The sequence below is a fragment of the Sodalinema sp. genome (genome assembly GCF_046483825.1).
Lineage (GTDB): Bacteria > Cyanobacteriota > Cyanobacteriia > Cyanobacteriales > Geitlerinemataceae > Sodalinema.
In genome coordinates, this window is sequence record NZ_JAWOCL010000275.1 from 1 (window position 1) to 22,190 (window position 22,190).

Consider the following 22,190-nt stretch of genomic DNA (forward strand, 5'->3'; position numbering starts at 1 on the left):
ATCCCCAGGGTTTAGCCTTAAAGGAACGATATGGAGATGAGGTATTCGAGGCCTTGTATAAGGCTGTTCCTCGGGAAGATGTAGAGTGGTTGCGATCGCTCGATTTTGGCTTTCTAGAATTAGACAATCTCCTCATTCATGGAAGTACCGTCAGTTGTGATGACGAACTCACCCCAGAAACCCCCGCCAGCATCTTGTTAGATCGTCTCATCCGGGCCGATGCGAAGCAGCTTTTTTGTGGTCGTTCAGGATTCGCCTTTGAGTATTGTTTTCAATCCGGACAAATCGCCTCCCAAATAACAACCTTAGAGGGTGAACAAGCCCCAATTTCGCAAATTCTAAAACCCCGTAAGGTCGTCGGAGTCGGCAGCGTTGGACGGCTTCCCAATCAAGCCAGTTATTGTTTATATTCCCCCAGTACCAACAACGTTGAATTCCGCCATCTCGCCTAACGTTCTCTCTATTATCTAGGGTGTCTATAAGGGCGCGACCCTATGTTTGTCCGGTTACCGATTCCTTTCAACTGCGATGATTATTATCATAATGAAGCCTGGCTCCAGCCCAAAGGAGTTTTTCTCGTAGCGTTTTGAAATAGGAATAATCCTCTCTTAAAATCAAAAAATTAGCCTGACAATCTGCCATCTTGACATCCACTCGTTGTCCCGGCCAAATTGCCGTCGCCAACGCACCATCCATCCAGAGTTTCGTATTTAAATCCCGATCTTCGAGGGGCCAAATACTGACGACCACCCCCGGCGGGAGAATCAGTGGACGACTCGATAAACTTAGGGGACAAATGGGGGTAACCGCGATCGCATTCATCCCAGGGTGCATAATCGGGCCATTCGCCGACACCGTATAACAGGTTGAACCCGTGGGAGTCGCCACCAACAAACCATCCCCCTGATATTGATCGACAATTTCCCCGTCAACTTCCATCTCCAAAATCGAAGTCAACATTCGATCCACCGCCGCCGGCTTAATGCACATCTCATTCAACGCCAGATAGCGATCGCTCACCGGTTCTCGATTCAGGCGATCGCCCTCAAACAACGCCGCCTCCAACATCATCCGCGACTGTACCGCAAAGCGATCCTCAAGTAAGCGATCCCAAACCGCTTGCGTCTCCTCGAAACTAGCAAACGGTTCCGTCAAAAACCCCAAATGTCCGCCCACATTCACCGTCAACAGCGGAATCCCCTCCGGTGCTAAATGGCGGGCCGCCGTCAGGGCCGTTCCATCGCCGCCTAAAATAATTCCCAAATCAATCTTCTGAGTTGACGAGGCCAGAAACACCGGATAAGGATTATCCTTAGGACCACTTGGTCCCAAAAGCACATGACAGCCTCGGGCTTCGAGTTCCTTCGCACAGCGTTCAGCCCACTGTTGACTCGATGAATCTCCCGTCTTATGAGCAATAATGACCTGTTTAAGTTCCACAGTCTATCGTTGTCCTATTGATTGTCGATCAGCATAGCTCTCAGGCTGGCCCCCTCGCCCACCTCAGAACTCGGGCCAAGTCTCCAAGGGGTACCGCCGCTGATTCGGTTCCAAATAGACAGAATGTGACGGATTCAGGCGATCGCGTAACGTCGATCCCGTATAGCCCGTCGCCAGCCAAACCAACGCCCGTACCCCATCACGAATCGACTTATCTAGGGGTTCAGGAGCCAATCCCGAGGGAATCGAAACCGGGCGAAAACTAATATCCCGGCTTCCCAGGACAATCTCACCAATCGCCGAAGCGCGACGCATATGATAATCCGACGTAATCAGATAAATACTGCGGATATCGCGCGATCGCAACTCATCGACCAACGTCGTGAAATTCGTCACCGTATCCACCGCATCATAATTCAAATAGAAACGTTGGCGAGGAATCCCCGCCTCCGCAAACACCCATTCAGCATATTCCGGATTACTTCCCCCCGACACCCAAACCGGTAACTCGGGATGAGTGCGGGCAAAATTAGCCGCGAACACCTCTCGATCCGGCGAGCCTCCGAGGACTAAAACCGCCTGGGGAACCCGACTCCAGCGTAAATAGAGCCGGAACCCTCCCCAACCTAACCCTAACAGCGTCATCAGGGCCAAGAGCCTGACCCCGATCTTGACGCGATTGAATTTAATCCGTTGTCGCCGTCGAAGACGACCACAGTGTAACTGCATTAGCGATCGCCCTCCCCTACCGCTGTTCTCGGGGAACAAACGTGCGATCGCGTTCTCCCACATAAATCTGAGTCGGGCGGAAAATGCGGTTTTCGTTCAATTGCTCCTTCCAGTGAGCCAACCAACCCGCCACACGGGCGATCGCAAACAACGGCGTAAACAGATCCGTAGGAATCCCCAACTTGCGGTACACCAGGCCCGAATAGAAATCCACATTGGCGTAAATTCCCTTGTCACCGAGGCGATCTTCAACCAACCGTTCCAACTCCACCGCGATCTCATAATAGCGATCGCCGCCAAAGCGATCGAACAGTTGCTCCGCCAAATCCTGCAAAATCTTAGCCCGAGGGTCTTTCACCTTATAGACGCGGTGGCCAAAGCCCATAATCTTGCGTTTCTGGCGAATACAATCATCCAAATAGGGCGCCGCATTCTCCACCGCCCCAATCTCTTCGAGCATTTCGATCACTTCCTCATTCGCCCCACCATGAAGCGGTCCCCCGAGCGTTCCCACCGCCGACGCGATCACCGCATAAGGATCCGTTAGCGTCGAAGACGTCACCATCGCCGAGAACGTCGAGGCGTTAATCGAATGTTCCGCGTGCAGCATCAAACAGATATCAAACACATGAGCCGCCAACGGATCCGGTTCCCGTTCCCGCAGCATATAGAGGAAATTCGCCGCATAACTGAGATCATCGCGAGGCTGAACCGGATCATTTCCCTTGCGGATTAACTGAAACGCCGCCACCATCGTCGGAATCTTCGCCAGCAGACGAATCACCGCATTGCGGATATAAATGGGATCATCCAACGCCCGCCGAGAATAGAACAGCCCCAACGCCGCCGCCGATGCTTGTAGCGCGTCCATCGGGTGACCGCTTTCAGGAAAACATTTCATCATGTCCCGAATCCGGTACTTAATCCGCCGATGGTAGCGAATATCATGTTCAAAGGCTTCGAGTTCCGTCTGACTGGGCAGATGTCCCCAAATCAAGAGGTATGCCGTCTCCAAAAAACTACTGTGCTTGGCTAAATCCTCAATGCGGATACCACGATACTCCAAGATGCCCTGCGTTCCGTCAATATAACTAATACTAGACTTAGCGGCTGGTACACCTTCTAAACCGGGTTTGTAGAGATCGACCGACATAGAACCCCTCGTTAACACAACGTGCGTAATACTTTAAGCTGCTATTCTCCCACGAATCCCCTCAAGAGGATGTCATGGAATGCTTTTAATTGCCCCATCTGTCTAAAAAACAGCCCTGAGACAACCGGCGAATCGAGCCAATGACTGCGATCGGGCTAAGCGCCCCGTTTACCTTACCATACGCCAGATTTTCCTGACATCTCAGGTCCGTTCTTGCCCCTTGCCCTTTCTTCCCCGGTTCCGGTGTTCCCTCTTGCCTCTTGCCTCTTGCCTCCTGCCCTCTTCCCCCCTATGTCCCTACCTCCCTTCCTCGCCGGATGTCTCGTTCTCATCGCCAGTGTTCTCCTCGGAGGACTCCCCATGCTGGCGGCGATCGTCCGTTGGGTGAGCGACGAAGACCTCTCCCATCAAGGAACCGGCAATCTGGGCGTGTCTGCCGCCTTCTACCACGGCGGAACCGTGGCGGGTATCCTGGCCGTTCTCTCAGAAGCCAGCAAAGGCATTCTGGTGGTCTTACTGGCTCGCTGGATGCTGCCCCAACTGCCCAGTTTTGAACTGGTCGCCCTGATTGCATTAGTCCTCGGACGTTATAGCTTTAAACAAGGGGCCGGAACCACCAACACCGTTTGGGGAATCGTCACCCATGACTGGCGGATTGCCCTCTTCGTTGCCCTAATCAGTGGCGCCAGTTTTACCCTGATTCGCGAGCGTCAGGCGGGGCAGACCCTCTCCCTGGCCCTGCTTCCGGCCATCACCTGGATGCTCTATCCCCATAGTCCGGGGCGATTACTCGCCACTCTCGGACTCAGTTGTGTGTTGTACATCATTTATCAAACCATGTCCGACGATCTTGATTTACCTGTTCGCGGGGGACAACCCGAAACCCGTAAACTCTTTCAGTTCTTCCGAGCCGATCGCGTATTATTGAGTCTCGATCGCCCCCTCACGCCAGAACGAGTCGGCCCCAAAGCCGCCACCCTCTCCCGTTTACGACTCTGGGGTTATCCCGTCCCTCCCGGTTGGGTATTTCTGCCGGGGGACGATTCTCAACTGTTTGCCGAAGCTCTCGATCCTCAGCCAGAACAGCCCCTAATTGCCCGTTCATCGGCTCTCGGGGAAGATAGCCAACAGGCCACCGCCGCCGGACAATATGACAGCGTCCCCAACCTCACCAGTCGTCCCGCCTTAGAAGAAGCCCTCGATCGCTGTCTGGCCTCCTATGACAACCCCGCCGCCTTGCAATATCGCCAGGAACGACAAGCGGACAACGAGAGCGAGGGAGAATCTTGGGGAGCGATGGCGGTCTTAGTCCAAGAACAGGTGGTGGGAGTCTTTTCCGGGGTAGCCTTTAGTCGCGATCCCGTCTCCCGTTGTGGCGATAGTGTCGCCATTGAATGTTTACCGGGGGATGCGGCTCAGGTGGTATCGGGCCAAGTCACCCCCGAACGCTATCGGGTCGAGGTATCCTCGGACTTCGGGGAACTCGATTGGCGATCGCCGGCCACCGGACAAGATGAGCGTCTCGTGGTCAGCGGTGACGAGGGGGATGTTCCCACCACCCTACTGCGACGAGTGGCCGTCCTGGCCCGGGAATTAGAACAACGACTGCAAAACGTCCCCCAGGACATCGAATGGAGTTATGACGGGGAAACCCTCTGGGTCCTGCAAGCTCGCCCCATTACCACCCTACTGCCCATCTGGACGCGACAAATTGCCGCCGAGGTGATTCCCGGCTTTATTCGTCCCCTCACCTGGTCCATTAACCGCCCCCTCACCTGTGGCGTGTGGGGCGAAATTTTTACCCTCGTCCTCGGCGATCGCGCCGAGGGCTTAGATTTCAGCGAAACCGCCACCCTGCACTATTCCAGCGCCTATTTCAACGCCTCCCTGCTTGGGGATATCTTCCTACGCATGGGACTTCCGCCCGAGAGTCTGGCCTTTTTAACCGAGGGCGCCTCCATGAGTCGTCCCTCCTGGCGAGCCACCCTCAGCAATGTCCCCGGCTTGCTGCGACTGCTTCGTCGTCAATGGCGGTTAGAGTCTGATTTCCAAGCCGATTATCGTCACACCTTGCAGCCACTCCTAGAGGCCTTAGAGACCGATCCCGCCTGTCGCTTTAGCGGCGATCGCCGGCTCCCTCTCCAGTCTCCCGAAGCCCTAATTGAGCGGATTCGGCGCATCTTAGAGGGCTTAGAAGTGGTCACCTACTACAACATCCTCGCCCCCCTCGGTTTTGCCGCCAAGAAAGCCCTTTTCAAGGTTGATGAGGCCAGTTTAGACAATGGGGCCATGCCCGAAGTCGCCGCCCTCGCCGCCCTGGAAAACATCGCCGAATCCGCCCGTCATTTGCTCCCTGACGACCGGTTCGATGTGGCTGAGTTATTTACCCATCTGGCAGAAAGCAACGATGGCCAGCAAATTCTCCAGCCCTTTGATGCGTTTTTAGAGCAGTTCGGCTATCTCAGTGAAGTGGGAACCGATATCGCGGTGGCTACCTGGCGCGAGGACCCTCGCCCCGTACGCGCTCTATTTGCCCAATTGGTGCAAAACAATGATTTAGGGGGTTCCCGGCGCTCTAAGACCCCAAAATCAGAGGCTGGAGTGGTACAACGGGCGCTTAACCTCAAAGGAAAAGTCGCGGAGGTCTATAGTCGCTTGTTGGCTCAGTTGCGTTGGAGTTTTCTGACCTTAGAACAGCTCTTTATCGAATCGGATCAGTTGCATAGTCAGGGAGATATCTTCTTTTTAGTCTTTCACGAAGTGCGAGGGTTAGTGAGTGGCGAGAATCCCAGTTTGGCCGAGTTGGTTCCCGAGTTGGTGGCCCAACGGCGGGCCAAATGGGAGCGCGATCGCCAGCGTCCCGAGATTCCCTATGTCAGTTATGGTAAGCCTCCCATGACCCTCTTAAGTCCCTCCAGCCAACGCTTGCGATCGCAGCTGTCCGGGATTGGCGCCAGTGCTGGCCAAGCCGAGGGCCAGGTTAAAGTCGTGCGACAACTGGCCGATGCCTTGCAATTACAGCCCCAGACCATTTTAGTCGTCCCCTACACGGACTCGGGCTGGATGCCCCTGTTAGCTCGGGCCAGTGGCCTAATTTCTCAAGTTGGGGGTCGATTATCTCATGGGGCGATCGTCGCCCGCGAATATGGCATTCCGGCGGTAATGAATGTACCAAACGCCACCACCCTCCTCAAAGATGGCCAACGGGTTCGTCTTGATGGTGAAACCGGAACCATTGACATCCTCTCTTGAGTCTGGTTCTGAAATTGGCATCGAGCCAAATCCCTTGTTACCCTAGGGATAGCAAGACCCCCATGAGATCACCCATCTCCGAATCCCTAACATCATTCACGATATATCGCTCCCCCATCGAGGCTTCAACATCGCCGACTGGATCTCTAGGGTAGAGTGCGTCGTTGCGCCTCGGTTCTATTCCTAAGGAGGCCCCTATGAAACCCAGCTTTTTTGCCATCACGATACTTGTCCTCGGACTGATTGGCGCGAGTCCTCAGGCCAGCGCCGATGAAGCCGAACCGTTACAGTTAGATGACAATGTCAGTACTCGGGTTGAAGACTTACGACTCGAGGAAATTCGCACCACTCCCGAGCCTCAAGCGGGATTACAACTTCCAGAACTGTTAGAAACCTTGAATTATCAAGGACTGATGTTTGATTCGGTGACCATTCAACTCAACGATCCCGATCGCCTTCCTCAAGAGCAAACCAGTCAGTTTAACCTGCGTATGGCCATCGAAGAGCCTCAAACGCAGGAGTAATGCTTAACACGAGTGAATCTCTCCCCAGGCTCGCGATCGCGCCTCCACGGACGACCAATTCTCACCGGCGATATCCGACGGCGCAAACAGTCCCGTTGACACCCCCACCGCCACGGCCCCGGCCTCAAAAAAGGCTGGGGCCGTTTCTTGGGTGACGCCTCCCGTGGGAATCAGGGGAATCCCCCCCAGGGGAACCTGGAGACTCCGTACATACTGAACCCCCCCCACAGCGGAGATGGGAAACACTTTAACGGCCGTGGCCCCGGCTTGCCAGGCCTGGATAATTTCCGTCGGGGTTAAGGCTCCGGGGATCATGGGAACCCCAGCGGCGATCGCCATCTCCAACAGACTGAGATCCCAATGAGGACTAAAGAGAAATTGCGCCCCGGCGGCGATCGCCTCGCCAACGGCCGCCCTCGTCATGACGGTTCCCGCCCCAATTTGAGCGTGAGGAAACGATCGCCGCAGTCGTTCAACCAAAACCCCTGGGCGATCGCTGGTCCACGTGACCTCCAGATAAGACAGGCCCCCAGCGATGGCCGCCGCCGCCATGCGTTCCCCCAACCGAAGAGAGGGCGCACGCATCACGGCGATCACCGGTTTTTGTTGTAAGCCTTCAAGCCATCGCCAATCCCTCACAGCCGTTTAGATCTCTCCCTTATCTAGCTTGCGGCGAGGTCTACCCACCCGGACACATGGAGCGATCGCTCTCCTCAATGGTAGGATTCGTCGTCAAGTAATCATCGAGCCAATTGCAGCCGAGGCTCATCAACGCTCCCACCTCCACTTCTTCAATGGACTCGCGCATCTCCTCTAGGGAATCGATGTCCCAAAGAATCAAGGTGCGATCGGCACTCGCCGAAATTAACTGATCACCATCGGTACTGAAATCCAAGGCCCGAACCCAATTTTGGTGTCCGGACAGAGTTTTCAGCAAACTCCCCTCAAGATCCCAAAGACGCACCGTATTATCCTTACCCGCCGAGGCCAGCATTGGACTGTTTGGATTAAACGCCACATCCCAAACCCAATCCGTATGACCTTCGAGAATAGCAACCGGCGTCGTCTCAAACTGGCCATCTTGCCATTTCCAGACGCGAATCGTTTTGTCGCCACTGGCGGTTGCCAGATACTGACCATCCGCACTCAAACTTAAGGAATTAATCCAGCCATTATGAGCCTGAAATTCTTGTAGCAACTCGCCCTCAAGCGACCAAACTTTGACCTGTCCGCCACCACCAACGGAGACCAAACCCTGATCATCGGGCAAAAATCCCACATCCGTCGCTTCCGACTCATGCACCTCATCAAACTGTTGTAGAATCTCCCCGTCACTCAAGCGCCAGAGAATCAAACGCCGTTCAGCCCCCGCCGAAGCCATCAATTCACCATTGTCAGACACCGCAAAATTTTTCACCGTTGCCTCATGGCCCTCAAATAACCGTAGCGGCTCGCGTCCCTCACCATTGAGTAAAGCGGGTAAATCCCACAGTTGCAGAGTGCCATCATAGCTGGCCGTAACAATAAAGCGGCCATCCGTTGTAAAGTGAGACGATCGCATTCCCGTCGAATACTCAACGGTTTGCAGTAACTGCGCCCCATCTCCCTGCCAGATATTCAGGGTGGTATCGGCGACCGAACCAATGAGATTGTTGGGGCTAAAGCGGACACCCTTGACCCCCGCGCGGTGGCCTTGGAGAATTTCCACGACAGCCCCCTCAATACTGCGCAAGCGCACTGTGGCATCATCACTACCAGAGGCGATGGTATTGCCATCAGGGGAGAATTGCACACTACGAACACTCGCATCATGACCGCTAAAGGTTCTTAAGAGAATCCCCTGAAGATTCCACAGTCGCACCGTGTCATCATCACTCCCCGTCACCAGTGTTTTACCATCCGGGGCAAAGCTGACACTACGAACCCAGTTACTATGGGCGCGCAAGGTTTGGTAAGGCTGGCCATCCAACTGCCAAATAATGACCGTGTTGTCAGAACTCGCACTGGCGATATAGTTTCCATCGAGGGAGACATCAATATCCCAGACCTTATCAGTATGGCCCGAAAACACCTGAATCGGGGCCAGAGGCTGATCTTGGGCCAGGGGATTCTCACGCACATTGACCATCTCGGGGACCATCTCGGGGACCATCTCGGGAGTCTCAACGATTTCAGTCATAACCGCCTCCTCTTCCGAGTCGTCATCGCTTGTCTCGTCTTCGGTTTCAGCGCGGGTTCCTAATAACTCCGCTAACGACCATTGTTTGACCAACGTATCATGACTCGACGTAAACACCATGTTGCCATCGGGACTAAAGACAATGTCGTTGACATCGGCCTGATGAGCCATAAAGGAGGCTTGCAGGGTCCCCTGGCTATCCCAGACCCAAACCCGCCCATCAATATCTCCCGTGATGATATAATCCTCATTCGGGTGAACTCGGGCGGCTCGTACACTGGCATCATGGTTTAAGGTGTGCAGCAGTTCACCGTTCTCAACATCCCAAATTTTGGCGGTTCCATCTTGGGAGGTGGAAATGATGCGATCGCTCTCCGGAAACACCTCCACCCGTCGCACATTATCATCATGTTCCAAAACATATTTGACGCTCCCATCAATGTTCCAAATCCGCACAGTGCTGTCATCACTGGCTGAGACGATAAACTCCCCATTGGGAGCATAGCTAATGCGATTGATTTGGTCTTGATGGCCATTAAAGCGGTTTTTCTCCTGGACGTTATAAACAGCATCTCGCAAGGTTTCAAAAGTTTGCTCTTGCAGATGGTCAGGGAAGTTTTGACCGCCATCTAAATTCGAGGCCGCTTGAACCGCAAATTGTAGGGCTTCTAAATCATCATCTGTAAACTTACGAGCTTCAGACAACGCCACCAAGGCGCGGACATTTTGCTCTCGGGCCAGGTTCCGCTGCTGCACCGCTTCCGCCCGTTCTTTTACCGCCACCACAGCCAAAATCAAGGTGACCACCAAGCCCGCTGCAACCCCAGTCAGGGTCGCCTTCTGGCGTTTGGATTGTTCCTGACCACTGGCCAACACATATTGAGTTTGCAGAGGGGTGGGTTTGGGGTCTTTCGTTTCAGCAATTCCCAGCCATTGTTCAGCTTGTTTGAGGTCATCTCCCCGTAACGCATAACTGGGATTGCGGTTTTTGTTGTCCCATTCTAACGCCCGTTTTTGGAGCCGGGTATGGGCTTTGACATGGTCTAAATCTGTGTCTAACGTCGATAGGAGTTTCGGGAACGCCGTGTCGAAGGTTTCTGGATCATCATAGAAGAAAATCCAGTTTAGCTTGGCAAGTTCCGGGTGAACTTCATCATAGGAGACTTCTTTGTGAACGATGGGAACCAAGCGTTTATTGTTGGCTACAGCATGATCGACTTCTTCACGGCATACCTGAGATTTCACCGATTCAGGACTGAGAACAAACACAAAGTTGTCCCCCGCTTCAATCCCTCGATAGATTTCATCTCGCCAATCTGAATTGAGGGGGATATTTTCCCAATCAACCCAAACCTCTCGCTTCGCATCACAAAAGGCTTGGTAGAGTTTTTGCACGAACTCTTTGTCACGACGGCAGTAGGAAATAAAGGCATCTGTCATGGTCAATACACCTGATTTTTATTGACAGCAAAATCTGATTTTGCTGGTTTGATGTTGGATGGCAGTAGATATCACTGCCCTTCGGCTCATTTGCTATCCGAAAAAAGCCGGAAAATTTGCGTTTGTAAAAGAGTTTAACACAGCCATCAATAACTTAGTTATAAATTATCGATGAGCAACAGTCAAAAACCGACAAACAACCCAAAAACGGACTATCAAGGGCTTTTGTGTTTTGTGTTTTGTGTTTTGGGTTTAGGGTCATCAATTGACCCTAAACTAGGATTCATTACTGAAAACAAGAATAGTTCAGCTAGATTACTTGGAAACATAATGAATCCATAAATCGCCGTCCGTACCACAGACGCGACTCATCATGCCGTAGGAATAGGTCAACCCTTCACCTGTGCGATCGGTATCGTAGCCCCATTCGTACCATTCACCATAGGGATCATTGACAATCCAGCCGCGATCGTTGTAACCACGAATAACAATAATATGTCCTGATTTCGTGAACCAACCATGAACAATCACTGGATTTCCGGCGGCCAACCAATCTTTAACTTGTCCCCATTTTGCATCCGGTTGAAAATCATCCTGATACCCATAGGCGCGAATCACTTTCGCTAAATCCACGGGAGAGTGACGAGACAAGCCATTATCAAGACAGTATTGATAGAGTTCATCTTCGAGTTGATCGCCCCATTGATTAAGCGGAGGATGTCCCAAATAGGCCAAACACATCGCCGCACAGGTCACATTACAAGATCCATGAGGATTATTGACGTTATCAAGTTGCGATAAATAGGGAACCGCTAAATTCGTCTGTTGAGGCGTTCCGGGACTGAGGGTTTGCGTTTCTGGAGGTTGAGGAGGATTACGCCAAAGGGTGACGAAATCGGAGGCGGCTTCGAGGAGTTCAGGATGAGTTTGGCTAAGTTCTTGTTCAAGATAGGCTAACGCCGCATCTTGATGAGAATGGCCTTGATAGTATTTAGCAACCTTGACTAAAGAAATGGTCATGACTCATTTAGCAAACGATTGGAACATCAAACAATTGACAAGATTGGGGGCTTAACCTGGGTTAACCGCCGGTAACAGTTTCTGAACCACCGGCCAGAAGTGATCCCAGCCATTCAAGCCACCATTGACAGCACGACGAACCCCCTGCCAATCTTGAGCTAAGGCTCGTTGGTCGACCGAACGTTCCCAGAAGTATTCCACCAAAATCCCCGCCGCCACATCCGGATCGAGGGCCAGTTCTGGGTTATCGACTAAGGGAACTCCGAGTTTGTCGCCGTAATGTTGATAGTTGGCCCGGCCGGTAATTTGGACAAAGCCGCGTCCGTGGAAGCGAACCCCATCTCCGGGTTGGGTGTTCCCGAGATCCGATCGCCCCTCATACATCTCATGGAAATAACTATTCCCCCCCCATTCATTGATAGGTTGGAAACCAGCGGTTTCAACGGAGATCGTCGCTAAAGCCGCCACCAGGGTCGGTTGATTGAGGATACCTCGGGCTTCGAGTTTCTCAATCAATGGCGGTAGATAGGTTTCGACATCGGAGAGTTTAGCCCCCATCAACTCAGCCGCCGTTTGCACGTCAATCCAACGACTGGTGTCGTTCATTAACGGGACTTCTTGGACTTCAATGAGTTTTTTGGCAAAGGTTGGACTAATTTGATCCAAGGGCAGTTCAAAGGCCCGGGCAAAGCGTTCGATCGCATTTTTGGTATTGGGACCATAAAGACCATCAGCTTTGTCATGAAGGACTTTTAACGCCCGCAACCGCACTTGAATTTGTTTAATGAGAGCGCGGTTTTTGGCCGCTTGGGTGAGTGTGAGAGTTTGGTTATTGGCGAGTAGATCTTGGAGTTTTAACTCAGCGGGGCGGCTGGAGCTACTTGGGGTACTGGCGGTGGCGGCCAGGGTTGTACCATCGGGGAGGGGTGGCGATTGTCCGGGTTTACCATCAACGTAGTGAATCCACAAATCGCCATCGGTCCCGCAGATATCTTTCATATCTTGGTAACCATAGACAATCCCGGCCCCGCTGCTGTTGGTGTCGTAGCCGTTGGGGGTCCATTTACCGTACGGATCGTTGATAATCCAGCCGCGATCGCAGTAACCCAGAATCGTCACAATATGGCCCGAAGCGGTAAACCAGCCATGAACAATACAGGGTTTCCCCTGTTGCAACCAATCTTTGACCTCTTGCCATTTTGCATCGGGCTGGAAGTCATCCTGGTAGCCATAGAGTTGGAGCAGTTGGGCTAAATCCGTGGGAGAGTGACGAGATAGCCCGCGATCGAGCATGAACTGATAGAGTTCATCTTCGAGTTGAACGCCATTCCCGTTAATTGAGGGATGCCCAAAGTAGGCCATACACATGGCCACTGAGGTCACATTACAGGAGCCATGAGGATTGTTGGTGTTATCGAGTTGTGTGAAAAAGGGAACCTTCAAACGAACCGAGCCATCGGGGCGCACATAGCCGACTGGAGCCGGGGGGGCAGCAGCGGGCTGAACGGCGGGTTTCGGGGGGGGAGGTGGTACGGTCGGTTTTGTGGCGACTCCGGCGTAGGCCACCTGGCTGGCAAAGCTTTGTCCAACGTTGGACATTTGCTGCTTCAGTTGTCCTTGGGCTGCTGCGGGGGTGGCTTGGGCTTGGTTACGCCAAATGCGGATAAACTCCGAGCTATCAGCGAGTAAGTCGGGGCGGACGGCTTCGATTTGAGCTTGTAATCGTTTTAGGGCTTTAACCTGGTGCGGCTCGTCTTTGTAGTATTTAACAACGTTGACAAGGGAGATGCTCATGGGGAGTCCCTAATGGATGTAGGATGATTCCCTTAGTCTATCCGATGAGTTTACCTGATGCCACATAGACTTCGTATTTTGTCAATTCCCCTTAAGGTAGAAGTGAGACAGCCGCCCGATGGGGAGGGATGGTTTCCCATCACCTCCAATCATCTCCAATCGTGGGCTAGCCTGTTTAGATCGGTTGCACTTGGGTTCCGGGATTGGCTTCGAGGCTGTCGCCATGGCGATCGCCGTCGGTATAAGCCGCCAGGACCACATCACTGGTTTTCCCCCAGGCGATATTCCCCTGGGCATCGAGAGCGATCGCCCCTAAATCTCGTTGATGTTCCGTCGCTTCGGCAAAGGACTTCTCCATCGCGGCCTGCAAAGACATCCCATCACTAACCCGAATCACAATCTTGGCCGCCAGACATTCATCGATAATATCTTCCCCAATCCCCGTACAACTCACCGCCGCCAGGCGAGTCGCATAGTTCCCCGCTGGCATCGCGGAGTCACTGACGCGGCCAATCCGTTCAAAGCCTTTGCCGCCGGTTGACGTTCCCGCCGCCAACTGTCCTTGGGCATCGAGGGCCACCACGCCAATGGTTCCCCGGCCGGCGTTATCATCCTTACCCTCATCCTCAACGGGTTCAGCAATGACGTTGGCCATGCTACGACGGAAATTATCCTGACGATCCTGGAGCCACTCCTGAAGTCGATTATCGGTGATGGGGTCATATATGGGAATTTGCAGTTCTCGGGCTAACTCAGCGGCCCCATAATCCGAGAGGACGCGATCGCGTTCCTGTTGTAAATACTCCACTAACTCAATGGGATTTTTCAGTCGAGATACATTGATCACCCCACTAAATTGTTGCCGGGTTCCATCCATCAGCGACGCACTCATACGAACCTGGCCATCGGATTGTAAGACAGACCCCGTTCCGGCATTGAAGCGGGGTTCATTTTCGAGTAACTGACAGCCGCGCACCACAGCGGCTTTAGCACTGTCTCCCGCCCGCAGCAAGCTATAGGTTTCATCTAAAATGCCATATAACATCTCCCGCAAGGCCGCGACGCCTCCTTTGCCTTTCAGGGAACTGCCTGCACCACCATGAATAATTAGTTTCGGTTGCACCATGGAACGGTATCTCATCCTGGGTAAATCTCCAACGCTGATTTTAAAGCCTTTTGAGGGACTTCATGGAGGAATCAGCAACAAGAGGGTTAATAATGAGGCCGGTTTTTCCGGTTAAGTTGTAGTTCGGGGTTGTATTGGTCTACCATCCGGAGACATCCCAGCGCAATTTTCGGGACTTGTAATGGAATTATTCGCCTCATGATGACTTTAAAAACCTCAATTCACGCCGGGTTAATGGCTTTGGTTCTGGTGGTTGGCCTGATGGCTTTGCCCAGTCCGGCGTTGGCCCATATGCTCGCGGCCTATTTTCAGCCCCAAGCTGAGAGTTTGGAAATTCAAGCGATTTTCAGCACCGGTGAATTTTACGAGGCCGCTGATGTGGTGGTTCACCCTCCCTCTGACGCGGAGGTTGAGGACCTTCAAGGCCTCACGGATGAAGATGGACGCTTTGTCTTTGAACCGGACTACAGCCTCGTGGGAGATTGGATGATAGAAGTCGGGGAGGGGAGTCATTGGGATCTGTTGATTGTTCCCGTGGCCGATGGAGCGATCGCCTTTGATGAGATTACCCAGCTTCACCCGGATATCCCCCATCATCACCATCACTATGCCTCGAATCAGTTGCAGGTGGCGGCGATCGCCCTGGCGTCACTGCTCATCAGTCAAGGGTGGCGAGGCAAGTTTAAGATTTAGGATAATGCCGCCGCACCCAGGCGATGGCCTCGGCAGGAGTCTGGATCTGTCCCTCCGCATGGGCGATGGCAATTTCCGTCAGCCAATGGCCAATCTCGGGGCCTCGGGGGAGGCCCAAGGTTTCAATTAAATCCTGCCCGCTCAGCAGCGGTTGAGGATGGGCGATCGCATCCTCGGGAGTCAGATAGCGGTTTAAATAGGGGGTCAGCGTCTCTCGGTCAACCCCAGCCGCCATCGCATAGACGATATAAGCCGGGAAATTGCGATCGAGACGTTTGAACCAAAAATACTGCGATCGCACCGACAGACCCCGTAATTCCGCCGCTCCGGTAGCCGTTTGCCAAGCCTCTAGGACGGCTAACACAGCCCGAACCTCAGCGCGGGCATACTTTAACCGAGCTAAGGTGGTTTCAGCCTTAGCTAAATCGATTGCGGCCAAATCCTCAGACATTAAACTGGTCAACTTAGCGACCATCACCGGTGTAGTTTTCAGGGTCGGCCGCAAGGACTGACGCAAGCTAGAAACCAAATTTGGCCAATCAGCCATGAGTTGTTCGGCCGCCGCATCAATGGACGACAACCGGTCTAGGGAACCCGCCTGAGCCTGGGGAAACCAACCCGATAACACGCGATCGCGCCAGGCTTCTTGTAACCAGGGAGTTCCGGCACGGCTGCTGAGGAGATAACTTAACTCAGAATTAACCCGTTCGGCGGCCACGTGATTTAACTGGTTTGCCAGTTGGCGGATCCCCTGGCGCGTCTCAGCCTGGAGATGAAACCCCAACTGTGCCGCCTGTCGGTAGCCCCGTAGCAGTCGCAGTGGGTCATCTTTGAGGTTTTGCAAGGCGATCGTCCGTAACTGCCGTTGCTGTAGATCCTCGTAGCCGTGCAGTGGATCAATTAAGGTCTGGCTGCGCGGGTTGTAGGCGATCGCATTCACGGTAAAATCCCGTCGTCGTAAATCGGCTTCGAGGGAGTCTCCCTCCTGAACCGCAAAATCCACCGTCATCTCAGGAAACACCACCCGAGCAATTTGACGCTTCGCATCGAGAATGACAAATCCCGCCTCATATTTCTGAGATAGACGGCGGGCCGCTTCAATCGCTCCCTCGGGAACCACAAAATCTAAATCCAGATAGTCCGACTGTCGCCCCAGTAAGCCATCGCGAACGGCCCCACCGACTAAACAGGCATCCGGGGGAAGATCCGCCAGGGAAAAGCCCCAAGTCTGAGGGGAAAACACGGTCGGTTTCCCCTCACCCATGAGGAGATCGCTCATCATTAGATTTTCAACTCCCCAATCGCCCATGACGTTCTCGCCCATTACCAAAATCATTCACTCCCTTAAACGGGGCCTTGCAAAATCCCTACGTTAAACTAACAGAAACTGCAAACCTTCGCGCAAAGACGTTTATACCATGTGTATCTGTGTCAACTGCCATTACGTCGATCGCTGTGCCACCTATCATGAGGTGGAACACCAGCACCAACAGTCTCATCTGACGGAAAATCCAAACTTTCAGCCCGTTGAACCAACCATTAACGTGAACATCCGCACCCCCGAAGGCGGTGATATTGAAATGGAATGGGATGTCGTCGGCTGTCAAAGTTTTAAAGCGGAAATGGGGAAATGGTCGAAATTGCGTCCGGGTGAGTTGGTTCCAACCTAAGCCAACTTAAGCCAAGCTCAGATATTTGGGGGGGTTCCCGTCGAGGCGATCGCTCCCCCTAGCTTGATTCACGGTAGAATCGTGGAGATTCTGTCTCATTGAGCTTGATGATGAACTTAAACCAACGCTCTTTTCCCCTTGCAGGAGTGTTTGCTCTCTTACTGATGCTTTCAGCCTGTGGTGACGCTCCTGGGGAGATCACGACGGAGACGTCCCCTGACGCACCGACTGGTGACACGACGACTGGCGAGTCGTCCTCCAATGATGTGACGGAGTCGGGGTATCCGCCGGAGGTCATTACTGAGTTTCTGGACAGTTGCACTGGAGGCGATGCGGGTATGCAGTCGTTCTGTGAATGTTCGATTGAGGAGATTCAACAGCAATATTCCTTTGAGGAATTCGTTGAAATCGACGCGAGCATCACGGCGAACCAAGACCCCCCTGAAGCTCTCATGGCAATTTTTGAAGCCTGTCAATCTTAAGCGGTTACCAGTTCGCTGTCACCAGTTCGCCGTCAATGACTCGTACCAGGTTTGAGCGATTTTACGGTGGCCTTGGCGGTTGGGATGGATACCATCGGCGAGATCCTCGGATGTTAGGCCAGCATAGAGATCGACGAAGATAAGGCGATCGCCCTGAGCCTGACGGGCCTGAATCCGCTGGGCGATGGCCTCGTTGTAGGCCTGAACTCGTGCATTCAAGTGTGGCTCATCGATGGGCGGAATTGAGCCGACAAACACTTGAACCTCGGGACAATGGCGAAATAGGTCATCAATCAGGGCATCAAGACGAGCTGGGGCGCGTTCAAGGTCATAGCCTTGTACGATATCGTTGGTTCCAATCAGCAACAGGATAATATCCGGTTGCGCGGCCTGCAACCAATCCCCTACATGACGGTGCAGTTCGTCAATCCGCCAGCCGGGATAGCCTTCGTGACGGCGATGGGGAAGTTCTGGAGGGCCGTTTTCTTGGCTGCCGACAAATTCAATGCGATCGCCTCGTTCATGTAAGGCTTGCCAAAGGTCCATTCGATAGCCGCCGGGGACGTTATAGCCGTCGGTAATGGAATCCCCGAGGGGCATAATTTTAATCGCCTGCTGTTGCTTCACTGTACTCGACTCACTTGGGCGACGGTCTCCCCTTGTACTGGGGCTGGTGTTTATGGTACATCCTCCGCTGGCCAGGAAAAATGGCAGACCACAGATGAGGGCGATCGCCAAAGATTGAGGGAGTCGAAACCCTGCCATAATCTGCCATCCTCTAACGGTTCAGGACTCTTGACGAGTAAAGGGGAGATCCTCGTTAATGGCGGCCACCTCTTTTTCTTCCATCTCGTTGACTTGTTGCAGATAGGGCAAAATGATTTTGCTCAATCGAGAGGAATAAAAGCGATGGAGGCTCACATTCGGCGTCGCGGGGAAGCCTCGGCGTTTTTTATGACGGCCCCCGGCACCGGGATCGAAGACCTTGATGTGATGGTCGATGGCCCATTCAATGGGCTGATAATAGCAAACATTAAAATGCAGACAGTCAATATCATCATGACTGCCCCAATAGCGTCCATAGAGGCGATCGCCTTTGGTTAGACAAAACGACATCCCGACGGGGTGGCGATCGTCCTGAGATGATTCCGGGTAGGCGGCGACAAAGAGGACGCGATGACGATAGGTTGAATAGAGTTGTTCAAAAAAGCGTTTGGTTAGGTATTTACTGCCCCACCAGCCAAATTTGTCGCAGGTATTCTCATAAAAACGGTACATGAGCGGGAACAGAGCGCGGGGAATGTCATCGCCGCTGAGGGTTTTTAAGGTTAAACCCGATTTTGCCATCGCCTTGCGTTCTCGCTTGATATTGCGCCGCTGATTGGCGTTGAAGGCTTTGAGATAGTCATCAAAACTGCCATAGGCATCGTTTTGCCAGATGTAGTTATGATGCCGCCAGGGGGAGAAGCCGCACTGTTGTAGACGAGCTTGCCATTCCGGCTCCACATAGAGAAAATGACAGCTACTAATTTGGTTGCGATCGCAGAAATGGTCAATTTCTGCCACCATCACTCTCAGGAGTTGTTCTTCATCTTCATCCGGAGCGATCAAAAAACGATAGCCTTCGGCGGGAGTAAAGGGACTCATCCCCAGGAGTTTGGGATAGTAAGATACTCCCAAACGCTCAGAGAGATCGGCAAATTGATGATCGAAGACAAATTCGCCGTAACTATGGCCTTTCAGGTACAATGGCGCCGCCGCTACCAGGGTGCGATCGCGCCAGACGGTCAAATGACAAGGCATCCAACCGGCTTTTCCCGTGGCACTTCCAGAAGATTCTAGGTTATGCAGCCAATCCCATTCAAAAAAGGGCGTTGTAAGAGGTTGAGCGAGGGGATCCCAGGCCTCTTTCGGAATTTCGGCGATCTGATGAATCCAGGAAACTGTGTAGTTTGAGGCAGTTTTATCCATGGGGTCAGGGTGGTATAGGAGTGCATCCCAAGTGTTAATACAGTCAATTTAATCCAATTGAACGAGTCAATCATCAATCATGAATCGTTGACAGTTAACCGTGAGGAGGCCTCCGAATCGTCTTGGTTTGACTTATTTTTGAGGGAGGTTGGGGCTAAAATACGTTTTCCCAATCGGGACAGTCTTCCCCATCCCAGCCATAGGGGTGCATCCCACAGACGAGCAGAGTGTCCCCATACTGATGACCGTGATAATGTAGGCAGTTGATACAGGCCGGATGGGTGGTTTTGCTCGGTGTAACATAGGTCATCTGAACAAAGGGATCTGAGTCTTGTGCAACATCCTCTCGGTCCCCATCCCAATTGCGATCCTCAATAAAGAGGGCCTCTAAGCCTTCTAACCAATCATCGAGGGTGCGATCGAGTTCTTCAGATACCTCATCTAAGGGCAACAGTTGCTGTAACTGCTGATACATGTCATCGGAACAGTCTTGAGACCAAACAAACAACTCTTGAAGCTGTTGATCAACCTGATCCACCATCTCGTCTGTCCAAGTCTCAAACGACTCAGCCGTTTGGTTCAGGGCCGCTTCAACGGTTTTTTCGACGCTATTGACCCATTCTGTGATCCAATCTTCCATGATTTACTGATCTTGCTGCAAACGGCGCAATTCTTCTTGAAGCGATCGCACCTCTTGGTGTAAATTCTCGACCCCCGAGTCAGGTTGACGAGCGTCTCCGGAGCTTGACGAAGAAGAGGGAGGCTCGCTCCCGTCGTCATCATCATCGAGGATTTCGATGCGGCGAGGTTCTTTGGGGCCGGTATCTTCTCGAACTTGGGTGGGGGAACCGGCCTGTCGTTGGCCCTGGTTAACCATGTCTTCGACAAAACGACGCGCCTCGTCGGCGTTCATTTCCCCCCGTTCTACTAGCTCATCGGCCAGTTTCTGAGCGGTTTCGCGTAACTCAATCAGTTTTTCACTGGCTTGTTCTCCGGCGTAGGAGGCTAAGCCAACCCCGAGGTAAAATGCCTTCTGAAACAAATTGCCAAATCCAGCCATAGTCGTGATGGTCCTTGTTCCACGGTGTCATGATTCCAGCTTATCGTATCCCTTGGGGGTTGTGGGCCGGGATGGAGCGGATGGTTAATCGGGGAGGGGTAAGTCGGTGGGAATCCAAATCGAGAAGCGACTCCCCTGGCCGGGTGTGGAGTCCACCTTGAGTTTTCCGCGATGTTGCTCAACGACAATGTCGTAGCTACTGGTTAACCCCAGTCCAGTTCCTTGGCCAATGGGTTTGCTGGTGTAGAAGGGGTCAAAAATTTTGTCTTGGCTCTCGTGGTCAATACCAATGCCATTATCTTGGATCTCAATGATGACAAAGCCTCGTCCGTCGTCATCGTGATTGGTATCGAGGCGAATGCTGATTTCTGGGCTATAGTCAGTCCTGTTAAGGGAGCGATCGCGCCGTCGAGTTTGGCCAATGCGCTCATCGATGGCATCAATGGCATTGCCGATAATGTTAATAAAGACTTGATTGAGCTGACCAATGTTACAGACAATGGGCGGCAAATCGACATACTGTTTCGTGACTTTGATGTTATAGCCGCTACAGGTCTGTTGCAGTTTGGCGTGACTTAAGGCGATCGCATTATCGAGGTGTGTATGAAGATGAACCGGCTTAATTTCGGCTTCGTCAAGATGGCTAAAGGTTCGCAGAGAAGTGACTATTTTTTCAATTCTACTGGCGCCGGATTTCATGGATTTTAAAAGTTTAACAAAATCCTTAGCAATGTAGTTTACGTCAACTTCACTTAAGAAGTCAGCAATTTCAGGCTCTGGATTTGGGTAGGTTTTTTGATAACAATCTAGGAGTTCGAGTAATTCTTCGGTATAGGTTTGAGCGTGAGGGAGATTCCCCAAAATAAAACTCACCGGATTATTGATTTCATGGGCAATTCCAGCGACAAATTGTCCCAAAGCTGACATTTTTTCGGCTTGAATTAGGCTGGCTTGGGTTCGCTGGAGCCGTTTCAAGGTTTGGCTCAGTTGCGTGACGTTGCGGCGTAACTCCATCTGGGCCACAACTTGACGGCTGAGAGCCTGCAATCCTTTGAGTTGTTCATCGGTTAACTCTCGCGGCTGGTTATCGATCGCACAGAGGGTTCCAATAGCCTGGCCATCGGGAGTTTGCAGAGGCGCACCGGCATAGAAGCGAATTTGTGGGCCACCCGTGACGAGGGGATTGTCGGCAAAGCGCGGATCGGCTTCGGCATTGGGAACGACTAATACTTCACTGGGATCGAGGATGGCGTGAGCGCAAAAGGCTTGATCGCGCGGTGTTTCATCGGCGTCAATGCCAACTTTAGATTTAAACCATTGCCGATCGCGATCGACTAAACTGACGAGGGCAATGGGGGTATTACAAACATGAGCAGCCAGGGTGGTGATATCGTCGAAGGCTTGTTCGGGCAAGGTATCGAGCAGGTTATACTGCTCAAGAGCCTGTTGGCGTTCGACTTCGTTTTCAGGATAGGGTGCGGCGGGCATATCGAACGATAAAGAATCGATAAATTGAATAATGGAAAAGTCGGTTTCAGGTCTTCATGAGTTGTCAGAAGACAGGCAGTTCAGTCCACCTGAACTGCCTGTAGATGCAAGGGATGTTATGTCTATGATTCAGATGCTGTCCGACTCTGGATTCGGACTCTGGATCTTG

At 52.6% G+C, this 22,190-nt stretch carries 19 protein-coding genes and 1 pseudogene; 6 read left to right on the forward strand and 14 right to left on the reverse strand.

The window, feature by feature from the left end; all coding sequences use genetic code 11:
- Window positions 1-452 (forward strand): annotated as a pseudogene (locus R6U67_RS17440) (metallophosphatase); the annotation flags it as partial.
- A 67-nt stretch (window positions 453-519) separates the two neighbouring features.
- Here R6U67_RS17440 and R6U67_RS17445 read toward each other — a convergent pair.
- The 3 genes from R6U67_RS17445 to R6U67_RS17455 form a co-directional block, all read right to left on the reverse strand.
- Window positions 520-1,440: an NAD(+) kinase gene (locus tag R6U67_RS17445; RefSeq protein ID WP_410253727.1), complete on the reverse strand. Its 921-nt coding sequence runs from the start codon at window positions 1,438-1,440 to the stop codon at window positions 520-522.
- A 63-nt stretch (window positions 1,441-1,503) separates the two neighbouring features.
- Window positions 1,504-2,169, reverse strand: coding sequence for a YdcF family protein (locus R6U67_RS17450; RefSeq protein WP_410253728.1), 666 nt, complete (start codon window positions 2,167-2,169; stop codon window positions 1,504-1,506).
- 16 nt (window positions 2,170-2,185) lie between these two features.
- Entirely contained in the window at window positions 2,186-3,322 is a 1,137-nt protein-coding gene (locus tag R6U67_RS17455) for a citrate synthase (RefSeq protein WP_410253729.1), read from the reverse strand.
- 291 nt (window positions 3,323-3,613) lie between these two features.
- Here R6U67_RS17455 and R6U67_RS17460 point away from each other — a divergent pair, with 291 nt between their 5' ends.
- On the forward strand, window positions 3,614-6,574 hold the full coding sequence (locus R6U67_RS17460; protein WP_410253730.1) for a glycerol-3-phosphate acyltransferase: 2,961 nt from the start codon (window positions 3,614-3,616) through the stop codon (window positions 6,572-6,574).
- A 197-nt stretch (window positions 6,575-6,771) separates the two neighbouring features.
- The gene (locus tag R6U67_RS17465; protein ID WP_410253731.1) at window positions 6,772-7,098 is read left to right on the forward strand and encodes a hypothetical protein; all 327 of its coding nucleotides are present in this window, start codon (window positions 6,772-6,774) and stop codon (window positions 7,096-7,098) included.
- 3 nt (window positions 7,099-7,101) lie between these two features.
- Here R6U67_RS17465 and R6U67_RS17470 read toward each other — a convergent pair whose 3' ends face one another.
- From R6U67_RS17470 to R6U67_RS17490, 5 genes are all read right to left on the reverse strand, one after another.
- Window positions 7,102-7,737 carry a bifunctional 4-hydroxy-2-oxoglutarate aldolase/2-dehydro-3-deoxy-phosphogluconate aldolase gene (locus R6U67_RS17470; RefSeq protein ID WP_410253732.1) on the reverse strand — a complete coding sequence of 212 codons (636 nt, stop codon included), beginning with the start codon at window positions 7,735-7,737 and terminating at the stop codon, window positions 7,102-7,104.
- Window positions 7,738-7,777: 40 nt separating this feature from the next.
- Window positions 7,778-10,717 (reverse strand): toll/interleukin-1 receptor domain-containing protein, encoded by a 2,940-nt coding sequence (locus tag R6U67_RS17475; RefSeq protein WP_410253733.1) that lies wholly within the window; start codon window positions 10,715-10,717, stop codon window positions 7,778-7,780.
- A gap of 315 nt (window positions 10,718-11,032) precedes the next feature.
- Complete coding sequence (locus R6U67_RS17480; RefSeq protein ID WP_410253734.1) at window positions 11,033-11,737, reverse strand: C39 family peptidase; 705 nt, start codon at window positions 11,735-11,737, stop codon at window positions 11,033-11,035.
- A 51-nt stretch (window positions 11,738-11,788) separates the two neighbouring features.
- Window positions 11,789-13,531, reverse strand: a complete 1,743-nt coding sequence (locus tag R6U67_RS17485) for a C39 family peptidase (RefSeq protein WP_410253735.1) — start codon at window positions 13,529-13,531, stop codon at window positions 11,789-11,791.
- 175 nt (window positions 13,532-13,706) lie between these two features.
- On the reverse strand, window positions 13,707-14,672 hold the full coding sequence (locus R6U67_RS17490; protein ID WP_410253736.1) for an isoaspartyl peptidase/L-asparaginase: 966 nt from the start codon (window positions 14,670-14,672) through the stop codon (window positions 13,707-13,709).
- 183 nt (window positions 14,673-14,855) lie between these two features.
- On the opposite strand from R6U67_RS17490, the gene R6U67_RS17495 reads away from it, so the two are divergent.
- Entirely contained in the window at window positions 14,856-15,350 is a 495-nt protein-coding gene (locus R6U67_RS17495; RefSeq protein WP_410253737.1) for a hypothetical protein, read from the forward strand.
- Here the strand turns inward: R6U67_RS17495 and R6U67_RS17500 are convergent.
- Window positions 15,340-16,686: a CCA tRNA nucleotidyltransferase gene (locus R6U67_RS17500; RefSeq protein ID WP_410253738.1), complete on the reverse strand. Its 1,347-nt coding sequence runs from the start codon at window positions 16,684-16,686 to the stop codon at window positions 15,340-15,342. The genes R6U67_RS17495 and R6U67_RS17500 overlap by 11 nt on opposite strands.
- An 82-nt stretch (window positions 16,687-16,768) precedes the next feature.
- Here R6U67_RS17500 and R6U67_RS17505 point away from each other — a divergent pair, with 82 nt between their 5' ends.
- Window positions 16,769-17,020 (forward strand): Ycf34 family protein, encoded by a 252-nt coding sequence (locus R6U67_RS17505; protein WP_410253739.1) that lies wholly within the window; start codon window positions 16,769-16,771, stop codon window positions 17,018-17,020.
- A 107-nt stretch (window positions 17,021-17,127) separates the two neighbouring features.
- Window positions 17,128-17,502 carry a hypothetical protein gene (locus tag R6U67_RS17510; protein ID WP_140409145.1) on the forward strand — a complete coding sequence of 125 codons (375 nt, stop codon included), beginning with the start codon at window positions 17,128-17,130 and terminating at the stop codon, window positions 17,500-17,502.
- Between the two features lie 18 nt (window positions 17,503-17,520).
- Here R6U67_RS17510 and R6U67_RS17515 read toward each other — a convergent pair whose 3' ends face one another.
- The 5 genes from R6U67_RS17515 to R6U67_RS17535 all read right to left on the reverse strand — a co-directional run bounded on the left by R6U67_RS17515 (window position 17,521) and on the right by R6U67_RS17535 (window position 22,021).
- Window positions 17,521-18,267 carry an SGNH/GDSL hydrolase family protein gene (locus R6U67_RS17515; protein ID WP_410253740.1) on the reverse strand — a complete coding sequence of 249 codons (747 nt, stop codon included), beginning with the start codon at window positions 18,265-18,267 and terminating at the stop codon, window positions 17,521-17,523.
- A 21-nt stretch (window positions 18,268-18,288) separates the two neighbouring features.
- Window positions 18,289-19,473, reverse strand: a complete 1,185-nt coding sequence (locus tag R6U67_RS17520) for a GNAT family N-acetyltransferase (RefSeq protein ID WP_410253741.1) — start codon at window positions 19,471-19,473, stop codon at window positions 18,289-18,291.
- Window positions 19,474-19,627: 154 nt separating this feature from the next.
- Window positions 19,628-20,113, reverse strand: a complete 486-nt coding sequence (locus tag R6U67_RS17525) for a hypothetical protein (protein WP_410253742.1) — start codon at window positions 20,111-20,113, stop codon at window positions 19,628-19,630.
- Window positions 20,114-20,116: 3 nt separating this feature from the next.
- Window positions 20,117-20,533, reverse strand: a complete 417-nt coding sequence (locus tag R6U67_RS17530; protein WP_410253743.1) for a phasin family protein — start codon at window positions 20,531-20,533, stop codon at window positions 20,117-20,119.
- A gap of 84 nt (window positions 20,534-20,617) precedes the next feature.
- The gene (locus tag R6U67_RS17535; RefSeq protein ID WP_410253744.1) at window positions 20,618-22,021 is read right to left on the reverse strand and encodes a sensor histidine kinase; all 1,404 of its coding nucleotides are present in this window, start codon (window positions 22,019-22,021) and stop codon (window positions 20,618-20,620) included.
- Window positions 22,022-22,190 lie beyond the last annotated feature (169 nt).